Origin of the sequence: Streptomyces sp. GbtcB7 (genome assembly GCF_019091445.1) — a bacterium.
In the GTDB taxonomy this organism is placed as follows: domain Bacteria; phylum Actinomycetota; class Actinomycetes; order Streptomycetales; family Streptomycetaceae; genus Streptomyces; species Streptomyces mirabilis.
Window position 1 is genome coordinate 181,637 of the sequence record NZ_JAGXJM010000002.1, and the last position, 22,149, is coordinate 203,785.

Consider the following 22,149-nt stretch of genomic DNA (forward strand, 5'->3'; position numbering starts at 1 on the left):
GGACGAGGATCCCGGGCATGGACCAGTACCTGAAGCAGACGCCGTACAGCGATCCGGGCGACGCCCTGGACCTCGGCGGACTGCCCCGTGATCCGGGGCAACTCGCCCGTGTCGTCAGAGATCTGATCATCCATCGGGGCGAGGGCCCCCGCTTCGCCTACGCCATCCCCGAGGAGCGGGTGCACGAGGACGCGGAGTCGCGGTACGCGGCGCGGCTGTTGCGGATCCTCGCGGAGCGCGGGGACGCGCCGCTCACCGAACGGCGGGCGCCCGCGGAGCGGTTCGTGGGCACGTGCCGGGACTTCGCGCTGCTGCACTGCTCCCTCCTGCGGGCCACGGGGACGGCCGCCCGGCTCCGTTGTGGCTTCGCCCGGTACTTCGACGCGTACTACGCCGACCACTGGGTCACCGAATACCGCCTGCCGGACGGCAGTTGGCGGCTGGCCGACCCGCAGGTCCACCACGAGTACGACATCGACTTCGACCCGATGGACGTGCCCCGCGACCAGTTCCTGGTGGCCACGGACGCCTGGCGGGCGTGCCGCGAGGGAGGAGCCGACCCCCGGAGGTTCGGCGTGCTCGACCTCAACGGGATCGAGGGCCTGTCGTATCACGGCCTGTGGTTCGTCCGCGCCGACGTCCTGCGCGACCTGGCCGCCCTCAACGGCGTCGAACTACTGCCCTGGGACGCCTGGGGCCCGGAGATCCTCGACGACGCCGCGCTCGACGCGGACGAGCTCGCCCTGATCGACTCAGTCGCCGCGGCCGGCGGCGAGGACGAGCTGCGACGCCTGTACCGGGACCCGAGGCTGACGGTCCCGGACGAGATCGTCTCGTACACCACCTATGGCGGCGTACGAAAGGTCACTCTGGGTCGGACGTGAACGGTGTGCCCTGGTGGAAGTACAGGCGCCAGCCGTCCTCCGTCCGCCGCCACAGCGAACTCCGGTGCACCCGGCGGCCGTTGTCCTCCTCCGTGTCGAAGGTGAGGTGGACCAGGTCCGGTGCGAGCTGGACGCCCTTCATCCGTGAGGTGGTGAGGGGCCGCGACCCGGGCACGGCCTTGCCGGTCAGTTCGGCGAGGACGGAGGCGCGGTCCCACAGCCGCCCGGAACTGCCGAACTCGTAGAAGTCGGGGTGGAGCAGTGCTCCGAGCCGCTCCGGCGAGCGGCGGACCTCCGCGTCGAGCAGCCTCAGTTCCCCCATGATGGCGGCCTCCACGGCGGGGTTGTGCTCAGGCACCGGTCAGCTCCTCGAGTTTGACGACCGTGTTCCAGTTGCGGGTGGTGGCGGTGACCCCCTTGAGGAGCCGCGGCTTCGACAGTGACTCGGCCAGCTTGGAGCGTCCCAGGCCGTCGGGTGCGTACAGATAGAGCGCCCGGTCGCCGAGGCGGAACTCCTCCGGCAGGAACACCGCCGGGTCGACGGAGGCGAAGCGCTCGGCGTCGACGGGGCCCGAGAAGTAGGTGACGTGCAGCTGTTTGGCCTCCAGTTCGGCGGCCGGGAACGGGCACGCCTCCCGTACGGCCCTCAGATAGGCGTGGTCGCGGACCAGTACGCCGACGCCGAAGCCGAAGTGCTTCTCCATGGCCTCGGCCAACTCGGCGCCCAGGGAGTCCTCGTCCCCGCGGTCGGTGGAGAAGACGGCGTTGCCGCTCTGGAGATACGTCTGTACGTCCCCGTGGCCGAGTTCCTCGATCAGTGTGCGGAGCTCGGCCATCGGCACCTTCTTGTTGCCGCCCACGTTGATCCCGCGCAGCAGTGCCGCGTACGTCGTCGTCATCCGCACACCATAGGACGGCCGTCGGGCCCAGGCGGATCAACACCCGCACCCCGGGCCCGATCGGCGACCGCACCCTGATCCGAATCCCCGAGAGGCCCGGATAGGTGTAAGGGGCCCCTGTCCTCCCCAGTGCGGAGGCGACGGGGTCCGCGGGGAGGAGCCGGAGGTCCCGGGGTTCACCGGGCAGCACGAGGAGACGTTCTTATCCGGCCCCTACCTTCATAAGCAGAGGTGACGGCAGGGGGCTGTCACCGTGCACAAGGGGGCTGGCCCGTCATGGGGAACGGAGACATACGGGTGCGGGGCATCGCCGCGCGGGCAGGCGGCTGGAGCGCCCGGCACCGATGGGCCGCCGTGGGAATCTGGGTGCTGTTCGTCGTCCTGGCGATGGGGCTCGGCTCGGCGGCGGGCCGCGTCGACGTCAAGGAGAGCGATCAGCTCAAGGGCGAGACACACACCGCCGCGAAGATCATCGAGGACTCGGGGATCAAGGCCCCGGCCGGTGAGAGCGTCCTGATCCAGGGGAAGGACGCCAGCGTCAAGGCGACGGACGCCGACTTCCGCGCCGCCGTCACCGCCGTCGTCAAGGCCGTCGAGGGGACCGGCAAGGTCACGGACGTGACCTCCCCGTACGACACGAAGACGATCTCCAGGGACGGGCGCAGCGCGCTCGTGCAGTTCGACATCCGGGGCGACGCGGACACCGCGGGCGACCGAGTCGAGCCGGTGCTGAACGCCGTCAAGGGCGTCCAGAAGGACCATGCGGGGCTGCGGATCGAGGAGATCGGCGGCGCCAGCATGCAGAAGACCTTCTCGGACGCGTTCGGCGACGACTTCAAGAAGGCCGAGTACTCCGCGGTGCCCGTGGCCCTCGGTATTCTGCTGATCGCCTTCGGCGCCCTGGTGGCGGCGCTGCTCCCGGTGGCGCTCGCGCTCACCGCGATCATGGCGACGATGGGCCTGATGGGCATCGTCAGCCACCTCCAGCCGATGAGCGACACCGCCAACTCCGTGATGCTCCTGGTGGGTCTGGCCGTCGGCGTCGACTACTGCCTGTTCTATCTGCGCCGTGAGCGCGAGGAGCGCGAGGCCGGCCGGGACGCCGGTGCCGCGCTGCGGATCGCCGCCGCCACCAGTGGCCGCGCCATCGTCGTCTCCGGTGTCACGGTGTGCGTGGCGATGGCCGGCATGCTCTTCACCGGGCTCGCCGAGTTCGAGGCGATGGGGCTGGCCTCGCTGATGGTCGTGGCGGTCGCCATGGTCGGCTCGGTCACCGTGCTGCCCGCGCTGCTCTCGCTGCTCGGCGAGCGGGTCGAGAAGGGCCGCCTGCCGTTCCTGCACCCGGACAAGCGGCGGGCCAGGGGCAAGCGCGTCCGGTCCGCCGAGGAGGGCAGCCGGTTCTGGAGCGCGGTGCTGCGGGTCGTACTCGCCAAGCCCGCCGTCTCGCTGGTCGTCGCGGCCGGTACGCTGCTGGCCATCGCCGCTCCCGCCCTCGGCATGAAGACACAACAGCTGACACTGGACAAGGAGTTCGGCAACTCGCTGCCGATCGTGGGGACGTACAACCGGGTCAACGACGCCTTCCCGGGCGGCTCCGAGCCGGCCGAGGTGGTCGTCAAGGCGCACGACATCAACGCCGCCGACGTGAAGTCCGCGCTCGCCGACTTCCGTACGCAGGCCATCAGTTCGGGTGCCTCGCGCGGCCCGGTCGACATCAAGGTGCACGCGGCGCAGAACGTCGCCTTCGTGTACGTGCCCCTCGTGGGCGGCTCCGACCAGGACAAGGCGGAGAAGAGCCTTCAGCTGCTGCGCGACAAGGTGCGGCCCGACACGCTCGGCAAGGTCGACGGCGTCCAGGCGCCGATCACCGGACAGGTCGCCGGATCGCACGACTTCAGCGACCAGTTGCTGGGCTCGGTGGCTCCGGTCTTCGCGTTCGTGGTCGTCTTCGCCTTCCTGCTGATGCTGCTCTCGTTCCGCTCGCTGACGATCGCGATCACCTCGATCGTGCTCAACCTCCTGTCGGTCGCGGCGGCCTACGGCATCCTGGTCGCCGTCTTCCAGCACGGCTGGGTCGCCTCGCTGGTCGGCGCGGAGGGCGTGGGCGCCATCATCACCTGGCTGCCGCTGTTCCTCTTCGTGATCCTCTTCGGGCTCTCGATGGACTACCACGTGTTCGTGGTCTCGCGGATCCGTGAGGCACGGCTGCGGGGCCGGGACACCAAGGACGCGATCCGGCACGGGGTGGTCACGACGGCCGGTGTCGTCACCAGCGCCGCCGTCATCATGGTCGCCGTCTTCGCGATCTTCGGGACGCTGTCCATGCAGTCCATGAAGCAGATGGGTGTGGGCCTGGCGGCCGCGGTGCTCATCGACGCGACGATCATCCGCGGGGTGCTGCTGCCGGCCGTGATGGCGCTGCTCGGCGAGCGCAACTGGTACCTGCCGAAGTGGCTGAACCGGCTGCCGGACTTCACCCACGACGAGTCGCCGGAGGCCGCGTCCGGACCGCCGGCGGTCGAGGGCGAGAAGGTGGGCGTCTGATCTCCGCACGGTGAGGTCGTACGTGGCCGGGGCGCACATGCCTCGGCCACGTTGCCGTGCGTCGGTCTACGCCTGGCGCAGGCGCAGTTCCGCCTCGATGAGGTCGGCCGCCCGCCCGGTGCCGCCCTCTCCCGCCGAGCGCTCCTGGATCTCCCGTAGGCGACGCGCCACCTCCGGGTCCTCGACCAGGGCGAGGACCGCCTCCCGCAGGGTCTCGGCCGTGGCCTCCGTCATCGGCAGGTGGCGGGCCACGCCCAGCGCCTGGAGCATGTCGGCGTTGCCGAACTGGTCGACGGCCTGCGGTACGGCGACCATCGGGGTGCCGGTGGCCAGCCCCTCCTGGCTGCCGCCCGCACCGGCGTGTGTGATGAACGCGTCGGCCTGGCGGAGGATCGCCAGCTGGGGCACCCATGGGTGGACCTCCACGTTGCCGGGCACCTCCCCCAGCTCCGCGGGGTCGACGAAGCGGCCGATCTGCAGCACGACGTGCCAGCCCGGCAGCCCGCCGAAGGCCTCGACGCACGTGCGGTAGAAGGCGGGCTGCCTGGTGAAGGTGGAACCCAGCGACACGAGCAGCACCTTCTCGGCGTCCGCGGGCCGCCGCCAGTCCCCCTGCGCGGCGCGGTCGCCCTGGCAGGCGCCGACGAAGGTGTACCGCTTCTCGTCGACGCGGTCGGCGTTCGGCTGGAGGGCCTTGGGGATGAGGACGAGGCACCGGTCGGGGCGGCCCATGAAGTCCTCGACGCTCAGGTCCATGCCGTTCTCCGCGATCCAGCGCGCGAAGGTGTCGTAGAACGCCTTGCCGCGCGGGGTCCGCTTGAGCGGCTCGAACAGCGGCTTGCCGACCTCCTCGTCGTACCCTTCCCAGGCGACGAGGTTCGGGGAGAGCTGCACGATCGGGACGCCCCAGCGGTGGGCGAGCACCCGGGCCGGGTACGCGGTGATGTCGTAGAGCACAAGGTCCGGTTCGTCACCCTCGTAGGCCGCCGCGAGTTGCGGCTCGGCCTGCAGGGCGTCCGTCAGGAACGGCTCGATGTTGTCGATCAGCTCGGTCCCCCATGCCTCCGGGTCGTCGTCCGTGGGCAGGGTCGAGTGCCACAGCCTCGGCTCGGCCCCCGTCTCGGCGACCTTCTCGGCGAAGGCGGGCGGAATCGCGTACGTCACACGGTGACCGCGCGCCACGAGCTCGCGGATCACCTCGATGCTCGGGTTCACGTGCCCGTGGGCGGCGATGGAGAACATGGCGATGTGGGCGGGGCGGGTGGTCATGCGACGACCCTAGACAAGACGAGACGTCTCGTCCAACCTGTTTTTGTCACCTCTGATAGCGGGCCAGTACCAGGTTCCCGTCCCTCACCAGCCGCTTTCTCAGCTCGGCGAACCCGATCGCCCCGCTGTAGTACTCCTGGAACGCGGGGGTCGCCACCTTGTCCTTCCACTCGGGATAGCCGCGCACCGACTGGGCGGGGGCCGGGCGGAGGTGGGAGGCGAGGGCGGCGCCGGTCGCCCAGCCGTCCTTGGCGGTGTGCAGGGCGGGGTCCTTGAGCGCCTCGGTCCCCGTGGGCAGCATCCAGTCGCCGAGGGCGAGGCGGACCATGTTCTTTGACCGGAGCAGGAAGTCGATGAACGCGGCGGCCTCCTTCTTGTGCGGGCTGTCGGCGGCGATGGACAGGGTCTGCGGGCTGACGCCCTGGGTGAGCCCGTCCGCACCGGCCGGGGCGGGCAGCACCTGCCAGTCGAAGCCCTTCGGCGCCTGCTGCACGATCTGCTGGCGGTAGGAGAACCCGAGCGGCACCATCGCGTACTTCCCGCCGAAGAAGCCGGGCAGCGTGTCGGAGCCGCCCATGCCGAGCGTGGCGCTGGAGGCGCTCCGGTCCGTGTTCACCTCGTCGTGCACGGTCCGCGGCACCACCGCGTCGGCCGCGTCGAAGCGGACGGTCACCTTGCCGTCGGCGCCCCGGTGGAACAGCTGTCCGCCGGTGGAGAGGGAGAGGTTGAGCGTCGCCGAGACGGGTTCCCTGAGCGGCCAGGCGACGCCGTACCTGCCCTTGCCGCTCAGCCGCTTCGCGATCGCACGGAACTCGTCCCAGGTCCACGGCCGTTCGGGCGTCGGAATGCGGGCGCCGGAGGCCTTCAGCCATCCCGCGTTGGCGATCAGGACGCGTGGCTCCTGGAGGAAGGGCACGCCGTAGACCCCGTCCCCGAAGGTCGTGGTGTCCCAACTGTGCTGCGGGATGTCGGACTTGAGCCGCGCGGGCAGCAGCGTGCGCAGATCGGCGAGATAGCCGCCGTAGGCGAAGTCCGCGAGGTCGTCCGAGGCGTCGTGGATGATGTCCGGCGCCTCGCCGCCCTCGAAGGAGGTGAGCAGCTGGTCGTGGACGCTGTCCCAACTGCCCTGGACGTACTCGACCTTGACGTCCGGATGGGTGGCGTTCCACTCCTTCACCAGCGCCTTGTTCGCGGCGACGGACTCCTGCTGCCAGGCCAGCGACTGGAAGCGCAGGGTGATCCGGCCGCCCTGCGATCCGCCGCCGCCACCGGAGCAGCCCGTGCCCAGCAGGAGCAGCAGCCCCATGACCAGCGCGACGCATCCTCTCGCGCGCACCGGCTTCCCACGCATCGGCTTCCTGCGCATTGGTTTCCTGCGCATTGGCTTCCTGCAGATCGGCTTCCTGCGGATCGGTTTCCCGCGCATCAGCTCTTCACCGCCCCGGCGAGCATGCCGCCCGTGATCCGCTTCTGGATGATCGCGAAGACGACCAGGGACGGCAGCGTCGCGAGGGTCGCCGCCGCGGCGAGCGGGCCGAGGTCCGCGACCCCCTCCGCCCCGATGAAGTGCGTGAGGACGACCGGGAGGGTCTGCTTCTCCGGGGTCTTGAGCAGCACGAGCGCGAAGAAGAACTCGTTCCACGCGCTGATGAACGCGAACAGCGCCGTCGCCACGATGCCGGGCGCGAGCAGCGGAGCGGTGACGGAGACGAGCGTCCGCGTCCTTCCCGCGCCGTCGACCGCCGCGGCCTCCTCCAGCTCGGCGGGCACGGCCCGTACGTACCCCACCAGCATCCACAGCGCGAACGGCAGCGCCCACACCACGTACACCATGATCAGCCCGGGCAAGGAGTCGATCAGCCGCAGGTTCTTCAGGACCAGGAACAGCGGGATGATCACGAGCACGAACGGGAACGCCTGGCTGACCACGACCCACCCCGTGGCGGCCTTCGCTATCGGGGTGCGGTGGCGCGCCATGACGTAGGCCATGGGGGTCGCGATCAGTACGGCGACGACCGCCGCTCCGAGGGCCGCGAGCAGCGAGTTGAGCGCGGCGTGCAGCAGGGGCTGCTCGTCGAAGGCCTGGCGGAAGTTGGCGAGGGTGGGGCTCCGGGGGATCCAGGTGGGGTGGAGACTGGCCAGCTCGCGGGCCGGTTTGAACGCGGTGGAGATCAGCCAGAGGAAGGGGAAGGCCAGGAAGACGAGATAGCCGAGCAGGGCGAGGTACTGGCCCGCGCGGGCCCCTTTGCGGGTCTTCACGCGTCCTCGTCTCCCTTCAGCCGGCCTGCCAGCCGGATCGCGAGCAGCACCGAGATGACCGCGACCATCACGCAGCCCATGGCCGCCGCGTAGCCGAACTGCCCGTAGCGGAAGGCCTCTTCGTAGGCGAAGAGCATGGGGAGCCGGGTCCGGCCGCCGGGTCCGCCGTTGGTCAGCACATAGACCAGGGCGAAGGAATTGAAGTTCCAAATAAAGTTCAGCGCCGTGATGGCCAGGGCGATCGGTCTCAGGGCGGGCCAGGTGACGGTCAGGAAGCGGCGCCAGGCGCCCGCGCCGTCCATCGCGGCCGCCTCGTGGAGTTCGCGCGGGGTGTTCTGCAGCCCTGCCAGGAGCGCGACCGTGGTCTGCGGCATGCCCGCCCAGACGCCGACGACGATCACCGCGGGCAGGGCGGTGCCGAGACCGCTCAGCCAGTCGTGGCCGTCGCCGAGGCCGAGGTCGCGCAGGGTCTCGTTGAGGATGCCCGCGTCGGGGTTGTAGACGAGCCGCCACATGATGCCGACGACGACCTCGGGCATGGCCCAGGGAATGATCGCGAGGGCGCGGGCGAGCGGACGGAGGCGGAGGTCCTGGTCGAGAAGAAGCGCGAGGCCCAGGGCGAGGAGGAACTGCGGCACGGTCACTCCGACCGCCCACAGCAGTCCGATCCGGAACGAGTCCCAGAACAGGGTGTCGTGCAGCAGGTCCTGGAAGTTGAGCGCCCCGATCCACTGTGTGGGCGCGGTCCGGCCCGACTGCGCGTCGGTGAACGCCAGCGCGATCCCGTAGAGCAGCGGTCCGACGCTGAGCACCAGGATCGGGATCAGCGCGGGCAGCACCAGGAACCAGGCCCCGTGATCGACGGGGCGCCGCCTCCCGCCCGCGTCGGGGGTGCGCGTCGCCGGCCGCCTGGTCGCGCTCGCCAATGTCATGGAATCGGCTCCTTTGCGCGACTCGTGGCGGTCTGGCCGTCCCGGCGGCCCCCGTCATGGTCCTGACGGAGACGGAGGTCGTCAAGACACCGCGCACGCGGTCCGACCTGTGCGAATGCGACACTGGCCGACGGATGGCGGGAACGCGACGCCTTACCCGAAGGCCGTACACGAGGGTCGTGCACGGGCTGTGCGCGAGGACACGGAGGCGAAGGATGGACGAGGCACGGGCGCGGGACGTACTGGCCGCGGCCGAGGTGCTGCCCGGGCCGGCGCGGGACGCGACGCTCCTCGCCCTGGGCGAGAACGCGGTGTTCGCCGCCGGTGACCTGGTGGTCAAGGTGGGACGCGATGCCGAACTCCTCGACCGCGCCCGGCGGGAACTGGACATCGCCGCGTGGCTCGCCGAGGCGGGCGTTCCCGCGGTGCGGGCGGCCGAGACCGAGGCTCTGCTGGTGGACGGCCACCCGGTGACGGTGTGGCACCGGCTGCCCGATCCCGTACGCCCCGCCGAGCCGCGGGATTTGGCCGAACTGCTACGGGTGGTGCACGCGCTGCCCTCCCCCTCCTTCCCCCTGCCGCCCCGCGAGCTGCTGGGCGGGGTGGAGCGCTGGCTGCGGCTCGCGGGCGAGGCGATCGACCCCGCGGACGCGGCATTTCTGCGGGCGCGGCGCGACGGCTTCGCGGACGCCGCGGCCGCGCTCACCCCGCGTCTCGCGCCGGGCCCGATCCATGGCGACGCGCTGCCCCGCAATGTGCACGTGGGTCCCGACGGCCCGGTCCTGGTCGACCTGGAGACGTTCTCCGCCGATCTGCGCGAGCACGACCTGGTGGTCATGGCCCTCTCCCGCGACCGCTACGGGCTGCCCGCCGAGGCGTACGACTCCTTCACCGAGGCCTACGGCTGGGATGTGCGCGCGTGGGAGGGCTGCTCCGTGCTCCGGGGCGCCCGCGAGACCGCCAGCTGCGCCTGGGTGGCCCAGCACGCGCCGAGCAACCCGAAGGCCCTGGCCGAGTTCGAGCGACGGGTGGCGTCGCTGCGGGACGGGGACGAGACCGTGCGCTGGTACCCGTTCTGACGCTTCCCGGCTGACCTTTCCGGGCTCCCCGGGCAGTGCGGGGCCGTCCGGCGCGGGTCCGGTCCGGCGCGGGTCCGGTCAGACCTTCTGGTCCGCCAGATCCCGCATCGGCCATGTCCCGTCGACCACCGCGTCCGTCTCCCCCTTGCGGCGCAGGAAGCTCTGGAAGTCGGCCGCCCACTCGGCGTACCACTCGATCTGCCGGCGGTGCAGCTCCGCCGGGCCGAGGCCCGCGACCTTCGGGTGGCGGTCGGCTATCGCACGGGCGAGCCGGGCCGCGGCGAGGGCGTCGGCCGAGGCGTCGTGGGCGGAGTCCAGCGACACGCCGTACTCCGTGCAGACCGCTTCGAGGTTGCGCTTGCCTCGGCGGTAGCGGTCGACGGAGCGGTCGATCGTGTACGGGTCGACGACCGGGGCGGGGTCGGTCCCGCCGAGCCGCTCGCGCAACGACGGCAGCCCGTACCTGCGCAGTTCGGCGGAGAGCAGGGTCAGGTCGAAGGCCGCGTTGTACGCCACGACCGGGACGCCGCTCTTCCAGTACCCGGTGAGGACGCCGGCGATCGCGTCGGCGACCTGGTCGGCGGGCCTGCCCTCCGCTGCCGCCCGCTCGTTCGAAATCCCGTGCACCGCCACCGCGTCCGCCGGAATCTCCACGCCCGGATCGGCCAGCCACTCACGGCGCCCTATCGGCTCTCCGTCCTTGACCTCGATCACGGCACCCGTGACGATGCGCGCCTCGCGCGGATCGGTCCCGGTCGTCTCCAGGTCGAAGCCGATCAGCAGCTCCCGGTGCCAGCCCATGGGCGGCCCCCCTTCTTCGTGGTGCTTTCCCCCAGTGGTCTCCACGATCGCACGAGCCACTGACAGTCCGAGGACCGCGTTCCGCTTCCCGCGCCGGACACCACGTCACGACCCCGGTCGGGGCGACACTTCAGGACACCGGGCGCGAATCCGCCCAGGCCACCTCGAACTCCTCGCGATATGTCGGAAAGAGGCCCTCTTCGCCGATCTCGTCTGGTTTGACCACCCGGCCGCCGCCGCGCAGGACCAGCACTGGTGCCTCCATGCCGCGGGCGCGGCGCAGATACGACTGCACGATCGCGATGCCGTCGGAGCCGTCCCCGTCGACGAGGTACGCCGTGAAGCGCGGCGTCTCGTCGTACACCTGGATCTCGAACGCGCCGGGGTCGCGCAGCCGGGCCCGCACCCGCCGCATGTGCAGGATGTTCATCTCCACGGCCCGGCTCAACTCGCCCCGCTTGAGGCCGAGTTCGCGCTCGCGCCGCTTGACCGCGCTGGATGCCGGGTTCAGGAAGAGCAGCCGCACCCGGCAGCCCGTCTCGGCGAGGCGTACGAGCCGCCGCCCGGAGAAGTTCTGCACCAGCAGGTTCAGGCCGATGCCGATGGCGTCGAGGCGGCGGGCGCCGCCGAAGAGGTCCTCGGCGGGGAACTGGCGCAGCAGCCGCACCCGGTCGGAGTGCACGCCGACCACGTCCGCGTACCGGTCGCCGACCAGGTCCTCGACGGCGTCGACGGGCAGCCGGCGCGCGGAGGGCACGTCGCTGCCGGCGCCGAGGATCTCCAGGAGCTTGGCCGCGGCGCGCTCGGCCTGTCCCAGGACCGCCTCGGACAGGGCGCGGTTGCGGGAGACCACGTTCCGGGTGACTTCCAGTTCGTCCAGCGCGAGTTCGACGTCCCGGCGCTCGTCGAAGTAGGGCTCGAAGCACGGCCAGTGCTGCACCATCAGCTCGCGCAGCTGCGGCAGGGTGAGGAAGCTGAGCACGTTGTCGTCCGCCGGGTCGAGCAGGTAGCCCTTGCGGCGGCTGACTTCGCGGACGGCGACCGCGCGCTGCACCCACTCCTGCCCGGCGGGGCCGGCGGCGGCGACCACCCAGTCGTCGCCGTGGACGGGTTCGTAGATGGGACGCAGAACAGCGGCCACGACCGCGCGCAGCCGCTGTTCGACCAGGTTCAGCCAGATGTAGGCACGGCCGGCTCGCTGGGCGCGCGTACGCACCTCACGCCAGGCGTCGGCGCCCCAGTCCAGTTCCGGTCCAATGGATCCCATCTCCATCGGCCGTGCCAGGGACACCGCGCCGGGTGGGACATCTGTGGAGTTCCCCTCGTGACCCTCGTCACCAGGAGGCAACTCCAGCCCTCCCGAGCCCACCCGCGCACCGCCTTCCGCTCCCCCGAGCTCTTCCGTGGGTCAGCCCCACTCAACGATCAAGGAAGGGTACTCCGGGAGCGGCGGGCGGTGCAGCCCGATGGACAGGTCGTTTCTCAACTACCGTTTTCCACATGTCCGTTCTGGTCGGCGAGCTCCGGCGGAGTGAGCGGATTCATAGCGGTGACGTCGCGCGGGGCGATGGAAAAGCCCTGCCAGTGGACGGGCATGGGCTGCTGGTCCTCGTCGCGCGCTATGTGGTGGAAGCCCACGTTGACCCACACGATGGGGTGGGTGAGCGTCTGTCCGTTGACGTACTTGTCGACGGACTTGCCCGCTCCGACGCCGCAGTTGAGCAGGTTGTTGGTGGCGAACTGCTCGCACTTCTTGTACTCGGTGAAGTACACGTCGTGCTTGGTGAAGGGGCGGCCGAGGTACTTGGTGGTGGCACCCGGGACGATCTCGTAGCTGCGGGCGTGGTTGTCCTTGTTCTTGCCGGTGTCGCTGACGACGCGCCACCAGCGCATGTTCTGGGCGTCGCCCGCGAGTTCCTTGGTGACCTTGGTGAGGGTGGTCTTGTTGGTCGGGCCCTCGTTGCCGTTGCGGGGCGGGCTGACCACGGAGTCGTACTGCTCGACCTTGTTCTTGGAGGAGCCGTCGAGGCCGAAGTCCAGCCGCCAGAAGACGTTGTGGCTGTGGCTGGTGGCGTAGGCCTTGGCGCCCTTGCCGATGGGCCAGCCGCGGCCGTCGCCCGCGTCGTAGTCGCCGGGCGAGAGGCTGCCGGTGGCCCCGATGTTCATGCTGATGGTGCCGTCGTCCTGGAAGCGCCACTCGCTGATGTACTCGTACCAGCCGACCTTGTTGACGGTGTAGATCAGCAGGTCCTTGCCCTGGGTCTGGAAGACCTTGTTGCCGGTGTCGGCCTCCATGCGGTAGGCGTGGCCGCGCGAACGGGTGGTGGTGCACAGGCCGTTGACGTTCGGGTGCTGCGGGTCCCAGGCGTTGGGGATCTTCACGGTCTTGATGGTGCCGCCGGGACACTCGCCGGGCGCCATCTTCATCAGGCCCTGGCCGAAGCCGGCGCCCGTGAGGTCGTCGTACTCGGCCTTGCCGTCGTCGTAGGGGACGTGGATCTGGCCGAGCTTGGCACTGGTGAGGACCTTGATCGGCTGGGCCTCGCCCTTGGGCTGGTACGAGATGTTCTCCAGGACGAGCCCGGCCTCGCTCTCGTAGTGCCAGCACATGCGCCAGGTGGTGCCGGTGGAGAGCTTCTGCTCGATCTTGTACGCCGCGCTGCAGCTCGGGGCCGCCGCGGGCGCGGCCTTGGGCTGGGCGACGGCCGGACCCGCGGCCGTCGTCGCGCCGACGGCGAGTGCGGCCACCGAGAGACCGACCGCCGTCCGGCTGCGGGCACGACTGATTCTGTTCACGCGCATGACGAAGAGACTCCTTGCGAAAGCATGCGAAAGAAGGAGGTGAGTTGGAAAAGTGAACGGAGGCGGCTCAGCCGCCGGGAGCGCGTCGGTCGCGGCTCAGCCGAGCTTGCCGACCTTGCGAGCGCTCAGATCGATCACCAGTTGACGGGCATCGATCCAGGACCCGTTCCTGACCTTCGGGAACAGCCTCACGCAGCGGTGCTCGCCGCACTTCGCGAGGAGGGCGGGCTGGGCGCCCGAGGTCGCCCGGTAGACCATGCTGTTCAGCGTCAGCTGGTCGGGCGAGGTGAGTTCCTTGCCGGTGGCGTCCTTGTAGTCGGCCCGCAGGCCCGCGCCGAGCGGGTCGGCGATCAGCAGTTTCGCGGCCTCGACCATCTCGTCGCGGCTGATGGGCGGCTGGACACCGTGCTGGGTGTCCGTCCGCTCGACCTTCCCGCTGCCGAGGTTGACCGTCTTGGTGACGAGCGTGTCGTCCTTGTAGTCGTAGAACGTGACGTCGGCGCGGCGCGGCGCGTTCGGGTCGTCGAGTTCGTTCTCCTCCGGGTCGGCGAGGTCGACACCGATGCGCTGCGGGCCGCGCTGCCCCTCGACGTTCTCACCGAAGGTCAACAACTGCCGGTTCAGCGCGATCTGTTCGACCCGCTTGGTCTCGTCGTCGGTCAGCGGGTCACGACCGGTGCCCTTGTCGCCCTCGGCCGGGGCCCGCTCGACGACACCGGGCTCGACGGCCGTCTGCCCCTGTCCCTGTCCCGCCTGCTGTGCGGCCTGGCTGCCGCCGCGCAGGCCGCCCGAGCTCTCATCGGCCCCCGCCGAGCCCGGAAGGGTGATCCCGACCATCACGGCCGTCCCGGCCACCGCGACGGCCGCACCCGCCACCACCTTTCCCAGATGGCGGTGCACTATCTTGCGCACATTTCCCCCTACTCCCTCTGTTTCTCCAGGAGTGATCTGAGCCCCACTGGTTCGGCATACGACGTATGCCTGGTCAGCGGGTAAGAGGGACATAAGTCATAGGAGGTTCCCTCAGTTTCGGGGAGACTCGACTCCGAGTTGCCCCCAGGGGCGCGGCACTACTGGAAGAGTCATATCCATGCAGGTCTGGCCTGGAGAGGCATATCCACTCGGTGCCACGTACGACGGCGCCGGTACCAATTTCGCGGTCTTCTCGGAGGCCGCCGACCGGATCGAGCTGTGTCTGCTGCAGGACGACGGCTCGGAGACGGCGGTGGAACTGCGCGAGAGCGACGCGTTCGTACGGCACGCGTATCTGCCGGGGATCATGCCCGGGCAGCGGTACGGCTTCCGGGTGCACGGACGGTACGCGCCCGAGCGCGGACAGCGCGTCAACTCCGCGAAGCTGCTGCTTGATCCGTACGCGCGTGCGATCAGTGGCTCGGTCAAGTGGGGCGAGGAGGTGTACGGCTATCCGTTCGGGGCGCCCGACAAGCGCAACGACCTGGACTCGGCGCCGCACACCATGACCTCGGTCGTGGTCAACCCCTACTTCGACTGGGGCGACGACCGGCGCCCGCGCACCGAGTACCACCACACGGTGATCTACGAGGCCCATGTGAAGGGCCTGACGATGCAGCATCCGGCGCTGCCCGAGGAACTGCGCGGCACCTACGCGGCACTCGCCCACCCGGCGATCATCGAACACCTGACGGAGCTGGGTGTCACGGCGCTGGAGCTGATGCCCGTACACCAGTTCGTGAACGACCACCGGCTGGTGGAGATGGGCCTCAACAACTACTGGGGCTACAACACGATCGGCTTCTTCGCCCCGCACAACACCTACGCGTCCTGGGGCGACCGCGGCCAGCAGGTCCTGGAGTTCAAGTCCGCGGTCCGGGCGCTGCACGAGGCCGGGATCGAGGTCATCCTGGACGTGGTCTACAACCACACCGCCGAGGGCAACCATCTGGGCCCGACGCTGTCCTTCAGGGGCCTCGACAACGCCTCGTACTACCGCCTCGCGGACGACCCCCGCTACTACATGGACACCACGGGGACCGGCAACTCGCTCCTCATGCGCTCCCCGCACGTGCTCCAGCTGATCATGGACTCGCTGCGCTACTGGGTCACCGAGATGCACGTCGACGGCTTCCGCTTCGACCTCGCGGCCACGCTGGCCCGCCAGTTCCACGAGGTGGACCGGCTGTCGTCGTTCTTCGATCTGGTCCAACAGGATCCGGTGGTCTCCCAGGTGAAGCTGATCGCCGAGCCCTGGGACGTCGGCGAGGGCGGCTACCAGGTGGGCAACTTCCCGCCACTGTGGACCGAGTGGAACGGCAAGTACCGCGACACCGTACGGGACCTGTGGCGCGGCGAGCCGCGCACGCTGGCGGAGTTCGCCTCCCGGCTGACCGGCTCCTCCGACCTCTACCAGGACGACGGCCGCCGTCCGCTCGCCTCGATCAACTTCGTCACCTGCCACGACGGGTTCACGCTCAACGACCTCGTCTCCTACAACAACAAGCACAACCAGGCCAACGGCGAGGACAACCGCGACGGCGAGAGCCACAACCGGTCCTGGAACTGCGGCGCCGAGGGCGACACCGACGACGCGGCCGTACTCGCGCTGCGGGCCCGTCAGAAGCGCAACTTCATCGCGACGCTGATGCTCTCCCAGGGCGTGCCTATGCTCAGCCACGGCGACGAGTTCGCGCGCACCCAGAACGGCAACAACAACGCCTACTGCCAGGACAGCGAGCTGGCCTGGGTGCCGTGGCCCGAGGACGACGGCGAGCTGCTGGCATTCACGCGCGCGATGGTGTGGCTGCGCCGCGACCACCCGGTCTTCCGACGGCGCCGGTTCTTCCACGGCCGACCCGTCCAGGGCACCCACGACGAGCTGTCCGACATCGCGTGGTTCACCCCGGCGGGCACCGAGATGACCCAGCGCGACTGGGGGTCCACGCAGGCGCAGGCGCTGTCGGTCTTCCTCAACGGCAACGCGATCTCCGAGCCGGGCCCGCGCGGTGAGCACATCGCCGACGACTCCTTCCTGCTGATGTTCAACGCCTCGCCCAAGCCCCTGGAGTTCGTGGTTCCGGTCAACCACGGGCGGCAATGGCAGGTGGTCGTCGACACGGCTCTCCCGGACGGGGTGGCGGCGGGCACGGGCGCGAAGGTCCAGGCCGGCGACCGGCTGACCCTGCTCGACCGGAGCCTGACCGTGCTGCAACGGCCCGCGTAGCCGGTCATTCGGACGTACGTCGATGACACGAAAGAGGGCGAGGCGGGTACGTAGGTTTCCATGACACCTGAGCGTCCCGAACGGGAGATCCCGGCCCCGGTGGTACCCGCTGCGCCCACCGCCACCTACCGGCTCCAGCTGCAGCCGGAGTTCCCCTTCGGGGCCGCCGAGGCCGCCGTGCCGTACCTGGCCTCGCTCGGCGTCTCCCATCTGCACCTGTCCCCGGTCCTGGAGTCGGTCCCCGGCTCGACGCACGGCTACGACGTGGTGGACCACGCGCGTGTACGGGGTGAACTGGGCGGCGAGGACGGGCTGCGCGCCCTCGCCCGCACGGCACGGGAACACGGGCTCGGCCTGGTCGTGGACATCGTGCCGAACCACATGGCGATGGCCCCCCGCCACAACCACGCCCTGTGGGAGGTGCTGCGCGAGGGCCCCGAGTCGCCGTACGCGCGCTGGTTCGACATCGACTGGGACGCCGGGGGCGGCCGACTGCTGCTGCCGGTGCTCGGGGGCCGGCTCGGCGCGGAAATCGACCACCTGAAGGTGGACGGCGACGTACTGCGCTACTACGACCACGTGTTTCCGCTGCGCGAGGGCACCGCGGGGCTGCCGCTGCCGGAGCTCCTCGACGCCCAGTGGTACCGCCCGGCCTGGTGGCGGCTGGCCCGCACCGACCTCAACTACCGTCGCTTCTTCAGCATTTCGGAGCTCATCGGAGTGCGCGTCGAGGACCCGGAGGTGTTCACGGCGACCCACGCGAAGATCCTGGAGCTGCTGGACGAGGGTGTGGTCGAGGGACTGCGCATCGACCACCCGGACGGCCTGGCGGACCCGGACGCCTATCTGCGCCGCCTCCACGAGGCGACAGGCGGGCGCTGGACTGTGGTCGAGAAGATCCTCGCGGACGGCGAGCCGCTGCCCGCCGCCTGGCCCGTCGCGGGCACCACGGGCTACGACGCCCTGCGGCACGTCGACGGCCTCTTCACGGACCCGGCGGGCGCGGGGGAACTCCTCGGCCAGTACCGGCGGTTCGCGGCCCCCCAGGCCGATCGGGGCGGCCGCTGGGAGGCGACGGTGCGCCGGGCGGCGTACAAGGTGATCACGCACGAGCTGGCCACGGAGTTCGACCGCCTCACGCGCGTGGCGAGCCGGCTGTGCGCCGCCTCCCCCGACCCGGAACCGCGCGACCACGCCCCGTGGGCCCTGGGCACCGCGCTGCGGGAGCTCCTGGTACGCGTCGAGGTGTACCGGCCGTATCCGTCCACGGACGCCTCCCTGGTCGTGACGGAGGAGGCCGCCGAAGAGGCCCGGGCGGTCTTCACGGTGCCGGAGGAGGCGCACGCCGTGGACGTCGTGCGGGACCTGCTGCTCGGGCGGGCCGGCGACGGACCCGAGCACGCGGAGTTCCGGGCCCGGTTCGCGCAGACCTCGTCCGCGCTGCGGGCGAAGTCCGTGGAGGACACCGCGTTCTACCGCTATGTGCCCCTGCTGTCGGCCAACGAGGTGGGCGGCAACCCGGGCGCTCCGGCCGTGTCCCCGGAGGACTTCCACGCCTACTGCGCGCGCGTGCAGCGCGACTGGCCCGCCACCGGCACCGCCCTGTCCACCCACGACACCAAACGCAGCGCCGATGTCCGCGCCGCCCTCTCGGTGCTCACCCAGTGCCCCGAGCGGTGGGCGGACGTGCTGGCCGAGGTGACCCGCGAGGGGACGACGGGCGTACCCGACCCCCAGCCGGCGTGGGCCGCGTGGCAGACGGTGTTCGGGCTGGGTCCGGCCGACGCGGAACGCGTCCAGGGGGCACTGCTCAAGCACGTCCGGGAAGCAGGGCTGCACACCTCCTGGACCGAGCAGAACCCCGCGTACGAGGAGTCGGTGGCGTCCTTCGTCGCGGCGGGCCCCTGCGGGCCGCCCGGGCGGCACGTGGCGGACTTCCGGGCCTCGCTCGCCCCGCACGTCCGGGCGAACGTCCTGGGGGCCGCTCTGGTCCAGCTGACGATGCCCGGGGTGCCCGACGTCTACCAGGGCACCGAGGGCGAGTACCTGGCGCTGGTGGACCCGGACAACCGGGAGCCGTTCGCGCCCCTGGAGCAGGCTTCGACGAAGGCCGCGCTCACCACGGCGGCGCTGCGGCTGCGCGGGCGGCGCCCCGAGGTCTTCGGCGACGCGGCGACGTACGTGCCGCTGGCGGCGGAGGGGCCGGGCGCCGCGCACTGCACGGCGTTCGTCCGCTCCGGGGAGGTGATTTCCGCCGTCACCCGGCTTTCGCTGCGCCTGGCGGAGGCGGGCGGCTGGCGCGACACCCGGCTCGGGCTCCCGGCGGGGCGGTGGGTGGACGTGCTCGCCCCGGAGCGGGAATTCGCGGGGCACACACGTGTGGCGGAGCTTTTCGAGCCGTTGCCGGTGGTCCTTCTGGAGCGGGTCAGCGCAGACGGACCAGCAGGCTCCGGGGCGAGCGGCTGATCAGGCCCTCCGCGACGGGGCGGAAGCCCGGGGACCTGCGCAGCTCCGGGAGGGCTGCGAACAGGGCGCGCAGGCCGTGTTCCGCGGTGAGCCGGGCGAGCAACGCGCCCGGGCAGAAGTGCCGTCCGGAACCGTACGCGAGCTGCCCGGGGTCGGGCCGGAAGACGTCGTAGCGGTCCGGGTCGGCGAACCGGGCCGGGTCGCGGCCCGCGGCTCCCAGCAGACACGCCACGGTGGCGCCCACGGGTACCGCGCCGATCGGCTCGACGGCCCGGCGCAGCACGATGTGCAGCGGGGGATCGCGGCGCAGCGACTCGGCCCAGGCCCCGGCCGTCAGCTCGGGGCGGGCGCGGACCAGCGCCAGCTGGCCGGGGTGGTCGAGGAGGTTGGCGAGGAACGACGCCAGCGCGTGCGCGGTCGCCTCGCCGCCCGCGCCGAGGAGCGTCCCGGCGATCCCCGCCACGGTCTCGTCGGACAGCGGGCGCCCGTCCGCCCGCGCCGTGCACAGCGCGGAGAGCAGATCGTCGCCCGGGTGGGCGCGCCGACGGGCGATGTACGGGAGCAGGAAGGCGTCGAGCTCGGGGTGGTGGCCGCCGAGGTGGTCGAGGCCCGTGCGGCACCAGGCGTGCACGCGCGCGGTGTCCTCGTACGGCAGTCCGAGCGCGGCGACGGCCGCCGCGGTGGGCAGCCAGTGGCAGAACTCGGCGACGAGGTCGGCCTCCTGGCGGTCGGCGAGGCGGCGGGCGAGGACGTACGCCGTCCGTTCGACCCCGGCGGTCAGCGCGGTCAGGGCGTGCCCGCGGAACGCCGGTGAGACGAGCGCCCGGTGCGTGCTGTGCGTGCCGCCCTCCAGGTGGGCCAGGGTGCGTCCGGGCGGCGCGGCGACGAGCCGGGGGTCGGCGAGGGCGGCGCGTACATCGGCGTACCGGCTGACCAGCCACGCGCCGAACGGCCGGTCGTACACGAGCGGGAACTTCTGGCGCAGGGTGCGGTACAGGGGGTACGGGTCGCGTTCGATGCCGGGGGTGAGCAGGCTCGGGGGGTCGGGCAGCCGTCGTACGACGGGCGGGCCTGTCGAGGTCGCGAGCGGCGCGACGGGGGCGACGGGGGCGACGGGGGCGACGGGGGCGACGGGGGCGACGGGGGCGACGGGCGGGACCGTAGCGGTGGGCGCGATCGAAGCGCCTTCTGCGGGAAGGCCATGAGGACACAACACCGCGGGCCTCCCACCTCGGGTCTGCGCGCCGAGGAGCGGCACGTGGTTGTTCCCAGCGGACCACCGCGGCCCCCGGACCGCAGTCCTCGTACCCCCGTACGGGTGACGCCGAGGCTCGCCCCTGGGACCGGCTGGCGACCGCGCACGCTCCCAGGGCTCGCACCGGACGGACGACGGTGTGTGGGGTGGGCGACGACGAGCGGGCCGCGCCGGGACTCCCGAGGTCGGCTCCGGCCCTCGGACCTGCACGAGCGGCGCCGCGTACGCCTCTTCGGGCGCCGTCCGCCCGTCCTGGCGGAGATCATTGCCACCTGGCGCCCGGGGGTGCTGCCCCTCCTTCTCCTTGACAGTTCCCCCAGACCGTGGAGTACTGCGGAAAGCGACGCAGGGCGGACAAGTCGGGGGTGAGTCTCCTGCCGGAGTTGCGCTACCCCAGTGTGACCGAAATCGTCTCGTCCGCTCGGACGTTGGCGGCTCACCGTCCCGGGCTGTGCGCCCTCAGACAGATCGGCGTCTCGCGCGCGGGCAGACCCCTCCATCTGCTGTCCGTCGGTCACGCCGAGCGCGCGGTCCTCGTCGTAGCGGGCGCCCACGCGAACGAGCCGACCGGCGGCTCGACGCTCCAGGCCCTGGCCGAACGTGTACTGCACGAGCGGGAGTTGCGGGCCGACACCTCCTGGCACTTCCTCCTCTGCGCGGACCCGGACGGCGCGAGCCTCCATGTGACACCGGCCCCGCGCACGCTGTTCGACTACCACCTCGGGTTCTTCCGTCCGGCCGGCCCCGAGCAGCCCGAGTGGTCGCCCTCCGTCCTGCCGCCCGACCGGCTGCCCCCGGAGACCCGCGCCCTCACCCGGGTCATCGACGAGCTGCGGCCCTACCTCCAGGTGACCCTGCACGGCACCGATCTCGGCGGCAGCTGGGTGCAGCTGACCAAGGACATCCCGGGCCTCGCCGAACCCTTCGCCAAGTCCGCGGCGGAACTGCACATCCCCGTGGAGACGGGCGCCTCCGACGCCGCCGGCTGGCCCGCTTCCGGACCCGGGGTGCATGTGATGCCGGCGCCGGGCTCGGACGCGGCGTACCCGAGCATGCCCGACGACGCCCGGCACAGCACCTGGTACCACACTCACCGGTACGGCGGTCTGACCGCGGTCGTCGAGGTGCCGATGTGGGCCAGCGACCTCGTGGACGACCCGGCGCCGCATCCCGCACCGGATGCGGCGATGCGACGCCTGGCACACCGGCTGCTGCGCGACGCGCTCCAGGTGCAGACGGTGCTCACGGAGGTCCTGCCGAGACTCCCCGGCCCCGACGGGCCCCTCCTGCGCGCCGCGAAGTGGGCACTGGAGCTGGTGCCGGGCCTGGCCCACGACTGGGTGCGGACGCCGCCCGCCGATCCGACGATGGCGTACGTCGGCAGTGTCGACGCGTTCGGGCGCCGGCTCCCCTTGCGGGCCGCCGCGATGCTGCTGCGGGTCCTCCAGGAGGCCGACGACCGGGCGGCGCCGCGCCTCGAGCGCCTGGTCGCCGCGTGGAGCGACGCCTTCGCCGAACGCTTCCGGGCCCGCTGGGTTCCCCTGGAGCACCAGGTCGAGCACCAGTCCCGCACGGTGGTCGCGGCGGCGCGGCATGCGCGGGACGGCGCGGCTTGACGTCTGACAGATGACAGATGACAGATGACAGATAGCAGATGTCGGATGACGGATCGCGCCTGACAGATCGCGTCTGACGGATCCCACGTGACGGATGGCAGATTTCAGATGACAGATTTCAGATGACAGATATCGTCATCTGTC

18 protein-coding genes are annotated in these 22,149 nt (G+C 71.2%); 7 read left to right on the forward strand and 11 right to left on the reverse strand.

Annotation, left to right across the window (positions count from 1 at the left end):
- Positions 1-17 precede the first annotated feature (17 nt).
- Positions 18-884, forward strand: coding sequence for a transglutaminase-like domain-containing protein (locus KVT44_RS03740; RefSeq protein WP_217566081.1), 867 nt, complete (start codon positions 18-20; stop codon positions 882-884).
- Here the strand turns inward: KVT44_RS03740 and KVT44_RS03745 are convergent.
- Complete coding sequence (locus tag KVT44_RS03745) at positions 865-1,242, reverse strand: DUF4440 domain-containing protein (protein WP_217566082.1); 378 nt, start codon at positions 1,240-1,242, stop codon at positions 865-867. The genes KVT44_RS03740 and KVT44_RS03745 overlap by 20 nt on opposite strands.
- Positions 1,235-1,783: a DUF1697 domain-containing protein gene (locus KVT44_RS03750; RefSeq protein WP_217566083.1), complete on the reverse strand. Its 549-nt coding sequence runs from the start codon at positions 1,781-1,783 to the stop codon at positions 1,235-1,237. Before KVT44_RS03750 ends, KVT44_RS03745 begins: the two co-directional genes overlap by 8 nt.
- 276 nt (positions 1,784-2,059) lie before the next feature.
- Here KVT44_RS03750 and KVT44_RS03755 point away from each other — a divergent pair, with 276 nt between their 5' ends.
- Positions 2,060-4,327, forward strand: coding sequence for an MMPL family transporter (locus KVT44_RS03755; RefSeq protein ID WP_217566084.1), 2,268 nt, complete (start codon positions 2,060-2,062; stop codon positions 4,325-4,327).
- Between the two features lie 66 nt (positions 4,328-4,393).
- Here the strand turns inward: KVT44_RS03755 and mgt are convergent, their stop codons facing one another.
- Positions 4,394-5,596, reverse strand: a complete 1,203-nt coding sequence (gene mgt / locus KVT44_RS03760) for a macrolide-inactivating glycosyltransferase (protein ID WP_217566085.1) — start codon at positions 5,594-5,596, stop codon at positions 4,394-4,396.
- Between the two features lie 46 nt (positions 5,597-5,642).
- Positions 5,643-6,947, reverse strand: a complete 1,305-nt coding sequence (locus tag KVT44_RS03765; protein WP_217566086.1) for a sugar ABC transporter substrate-binding protein — start codon at positions 6,945-6,947, stop codon at positions 5,643-5,645.
- Here KVT44_RS03765 and KVT44_RS03770 point away from each other — a divergent pair.
- On the forward strand, positions 6,901-7,059 hold the full coding sequence (locus KVT44_RS03770) for a hypothetical protein (protein ID WP_217566277.1): 159 nt from the start codon (positions 6,901-6,903) through the stop codon (positions 7,057-7,059). The genes KVT44_RS03765 and KVT44_RS03770 overlap by 47 nt on opposite strands.
- On the opposite strand, the gene KVT44_RS03775 is transcribed toward KVT44_RS03770, so the two are convergent.
- On the reverse strand, positions 7,022-7,855 hold the full coding sequence (locus tag KVT44_RS03775; RefSeq protein WP_217566087.1) for a carbohydrate ABC transporter permease: 834 nt from the start codon (positions 7,853-7,855) through the stop codon (positions 7,022-7,024). The two genes, KVT44_RS03770 and KVT44_RS03775, sit on opposite strands and share 38 nt — an antisense overlap.
- The gene (locus KVT44_RS03780; RefSeq protein ID WP_217566088.1) at positions 7,852-8,787 is read right to left on the reverse strand and encodes a carbohydrate ABC transporter permease; all 936 of its coding nucleotides are present in this window, start codon (positions 8,785-8,787) and stop codon (positions 7,852-7,854) included. The genes KVT44_RS03775 and KVT44_RS03780 overlap by 4 nt, the downstream gene beginning before the upstream one ends.
- Before the next feature lie 215 nt (positions 8,788-9,002).
- Between KVT44_RS03780 and KVT44_RS03785 the strand changes: the two genes are divergently transcribed.
- A complete protein-coding gene (locus KVT44_RS03785) occupies positions 9,003-9,866 on the forward strand; it encodes a phosphotransferase enzyme family protein (protein WP_217566089.1) in 864 nt (287 codons plus the stop codon).
- Positions 9,867-9,944: 78 nt separating this feature from the next.
- On the opposite strand, the gene KVT44_RS03790 is transcribed toward KVT44_RS03785, so the two are convergent.
- From KVT44_RS03790 to KVT44_RS03805, 4 genes are all read right to left on the reverse strand, one after another.
- On the reverse strand, positions 9,945-10,667 hold the full coding sequence (locus KVT44_RS03790; RefSeq protein ID WP_217566090.1) for a 3'-5' exonuclease: 723 nt from the start codon (positions 10,665-10,667) through the stop codon (positions 9,945-9,947).
- 130 nt (positions 10,668-10,797) lie between these two features.
- Positions 10,798-12,036, reverse strand: a complete 1,239-nt coding sequence (locus KVT44_RS03795) for an SAV2148 family HEPN domain-containing protein (protein WP_190173009.1) — start codon at positions 12,034-12,036, stop codon at positions 10,798-10,800.
- A 113-nt stretch (positions 12,037-12,149) separates the two neighbouring features.
- Positions 12,150-13,469, reverse strand: coding sequence for a copper amine oxidase (locus tag KVT44_RS03800; RefSeq protein WP_217566091.1), 1,320 nt, complete (start codon positions 13,467-13,469; stop codon positions 12,150-12,152).
- 96 nt (positions 13,470-13,565) lie between these two features.
- Positions 13,566-14,381 (reverse strand): Tat pathway signal sequence domain protein, encoded by an 816-nt coding sequence (locus KVT44_RS03805; RefSeq protein ID WP_217566092.1) that lies wholly within the window; start codon positions 14,379-14,381, stop codon positions 13,566-13,568.
- A gap of 178 nt (positions 14,382-14,559) precedes the next feature.
- On the opposite strand from KVT44_RS03805, the gene glgX reads away from it, so the two are divergent.
- Positions 14,560-16,668, forward strand: a complete 2,109-nt coding sequence (gene glgX, locus KVT44_RS03810) for a glycogen debranching protein GlgX (RefSeq protein WP_190173011.1) — start codon at positions 14,560-14,562, stop codon at positions 16,666-16,668.
- A gap of 60 nt (positions 16,669-16,728) precedes the next feature.
- On the forward strand, positions 16,729-19,134 hold the full coding sequence (gene treY / locus KVT44_RS03815) for a malto-oligosyltrehalose synthase (RefSeq protein WP_217566093.1): 2,406 nt from the start codon (positions 16,729-16,731) through the stop codon (positions 19,132-19,134).
- Here treY and KVT44_RS03820 read toward each other — a convergent pair.
- Entirely contained in the window at positions 19,094-20,350 is a 1,257-nt protein-coding gene (locus KVT44_RS03820) for a cytochrome P450 (protein WP_308313904.1), read from the reverse strand. The genes treY and KVT44_RS03820 overlap by 41 nt on opposite strands.
- A gap of 404 nt (positions 20,351-20,754) precedes the next feature.
- On the opposite strand from KVT44_RS03820, the gene KVT44_RS03825 reads away from it, so the two are divergent.
- Positions 20,755-22,005, forward strand: a complete 1,251-nt coding sequence (locus KVT44_RS03825) for a M14 family zinc carboxypeptidase (protein WP_099920144.1) — start codon at positions 20,755-20,757, stop codon at positions 22,003-22,005.
- Positions 22,006-22,149 lie beyond the last annotated feature (144 nt).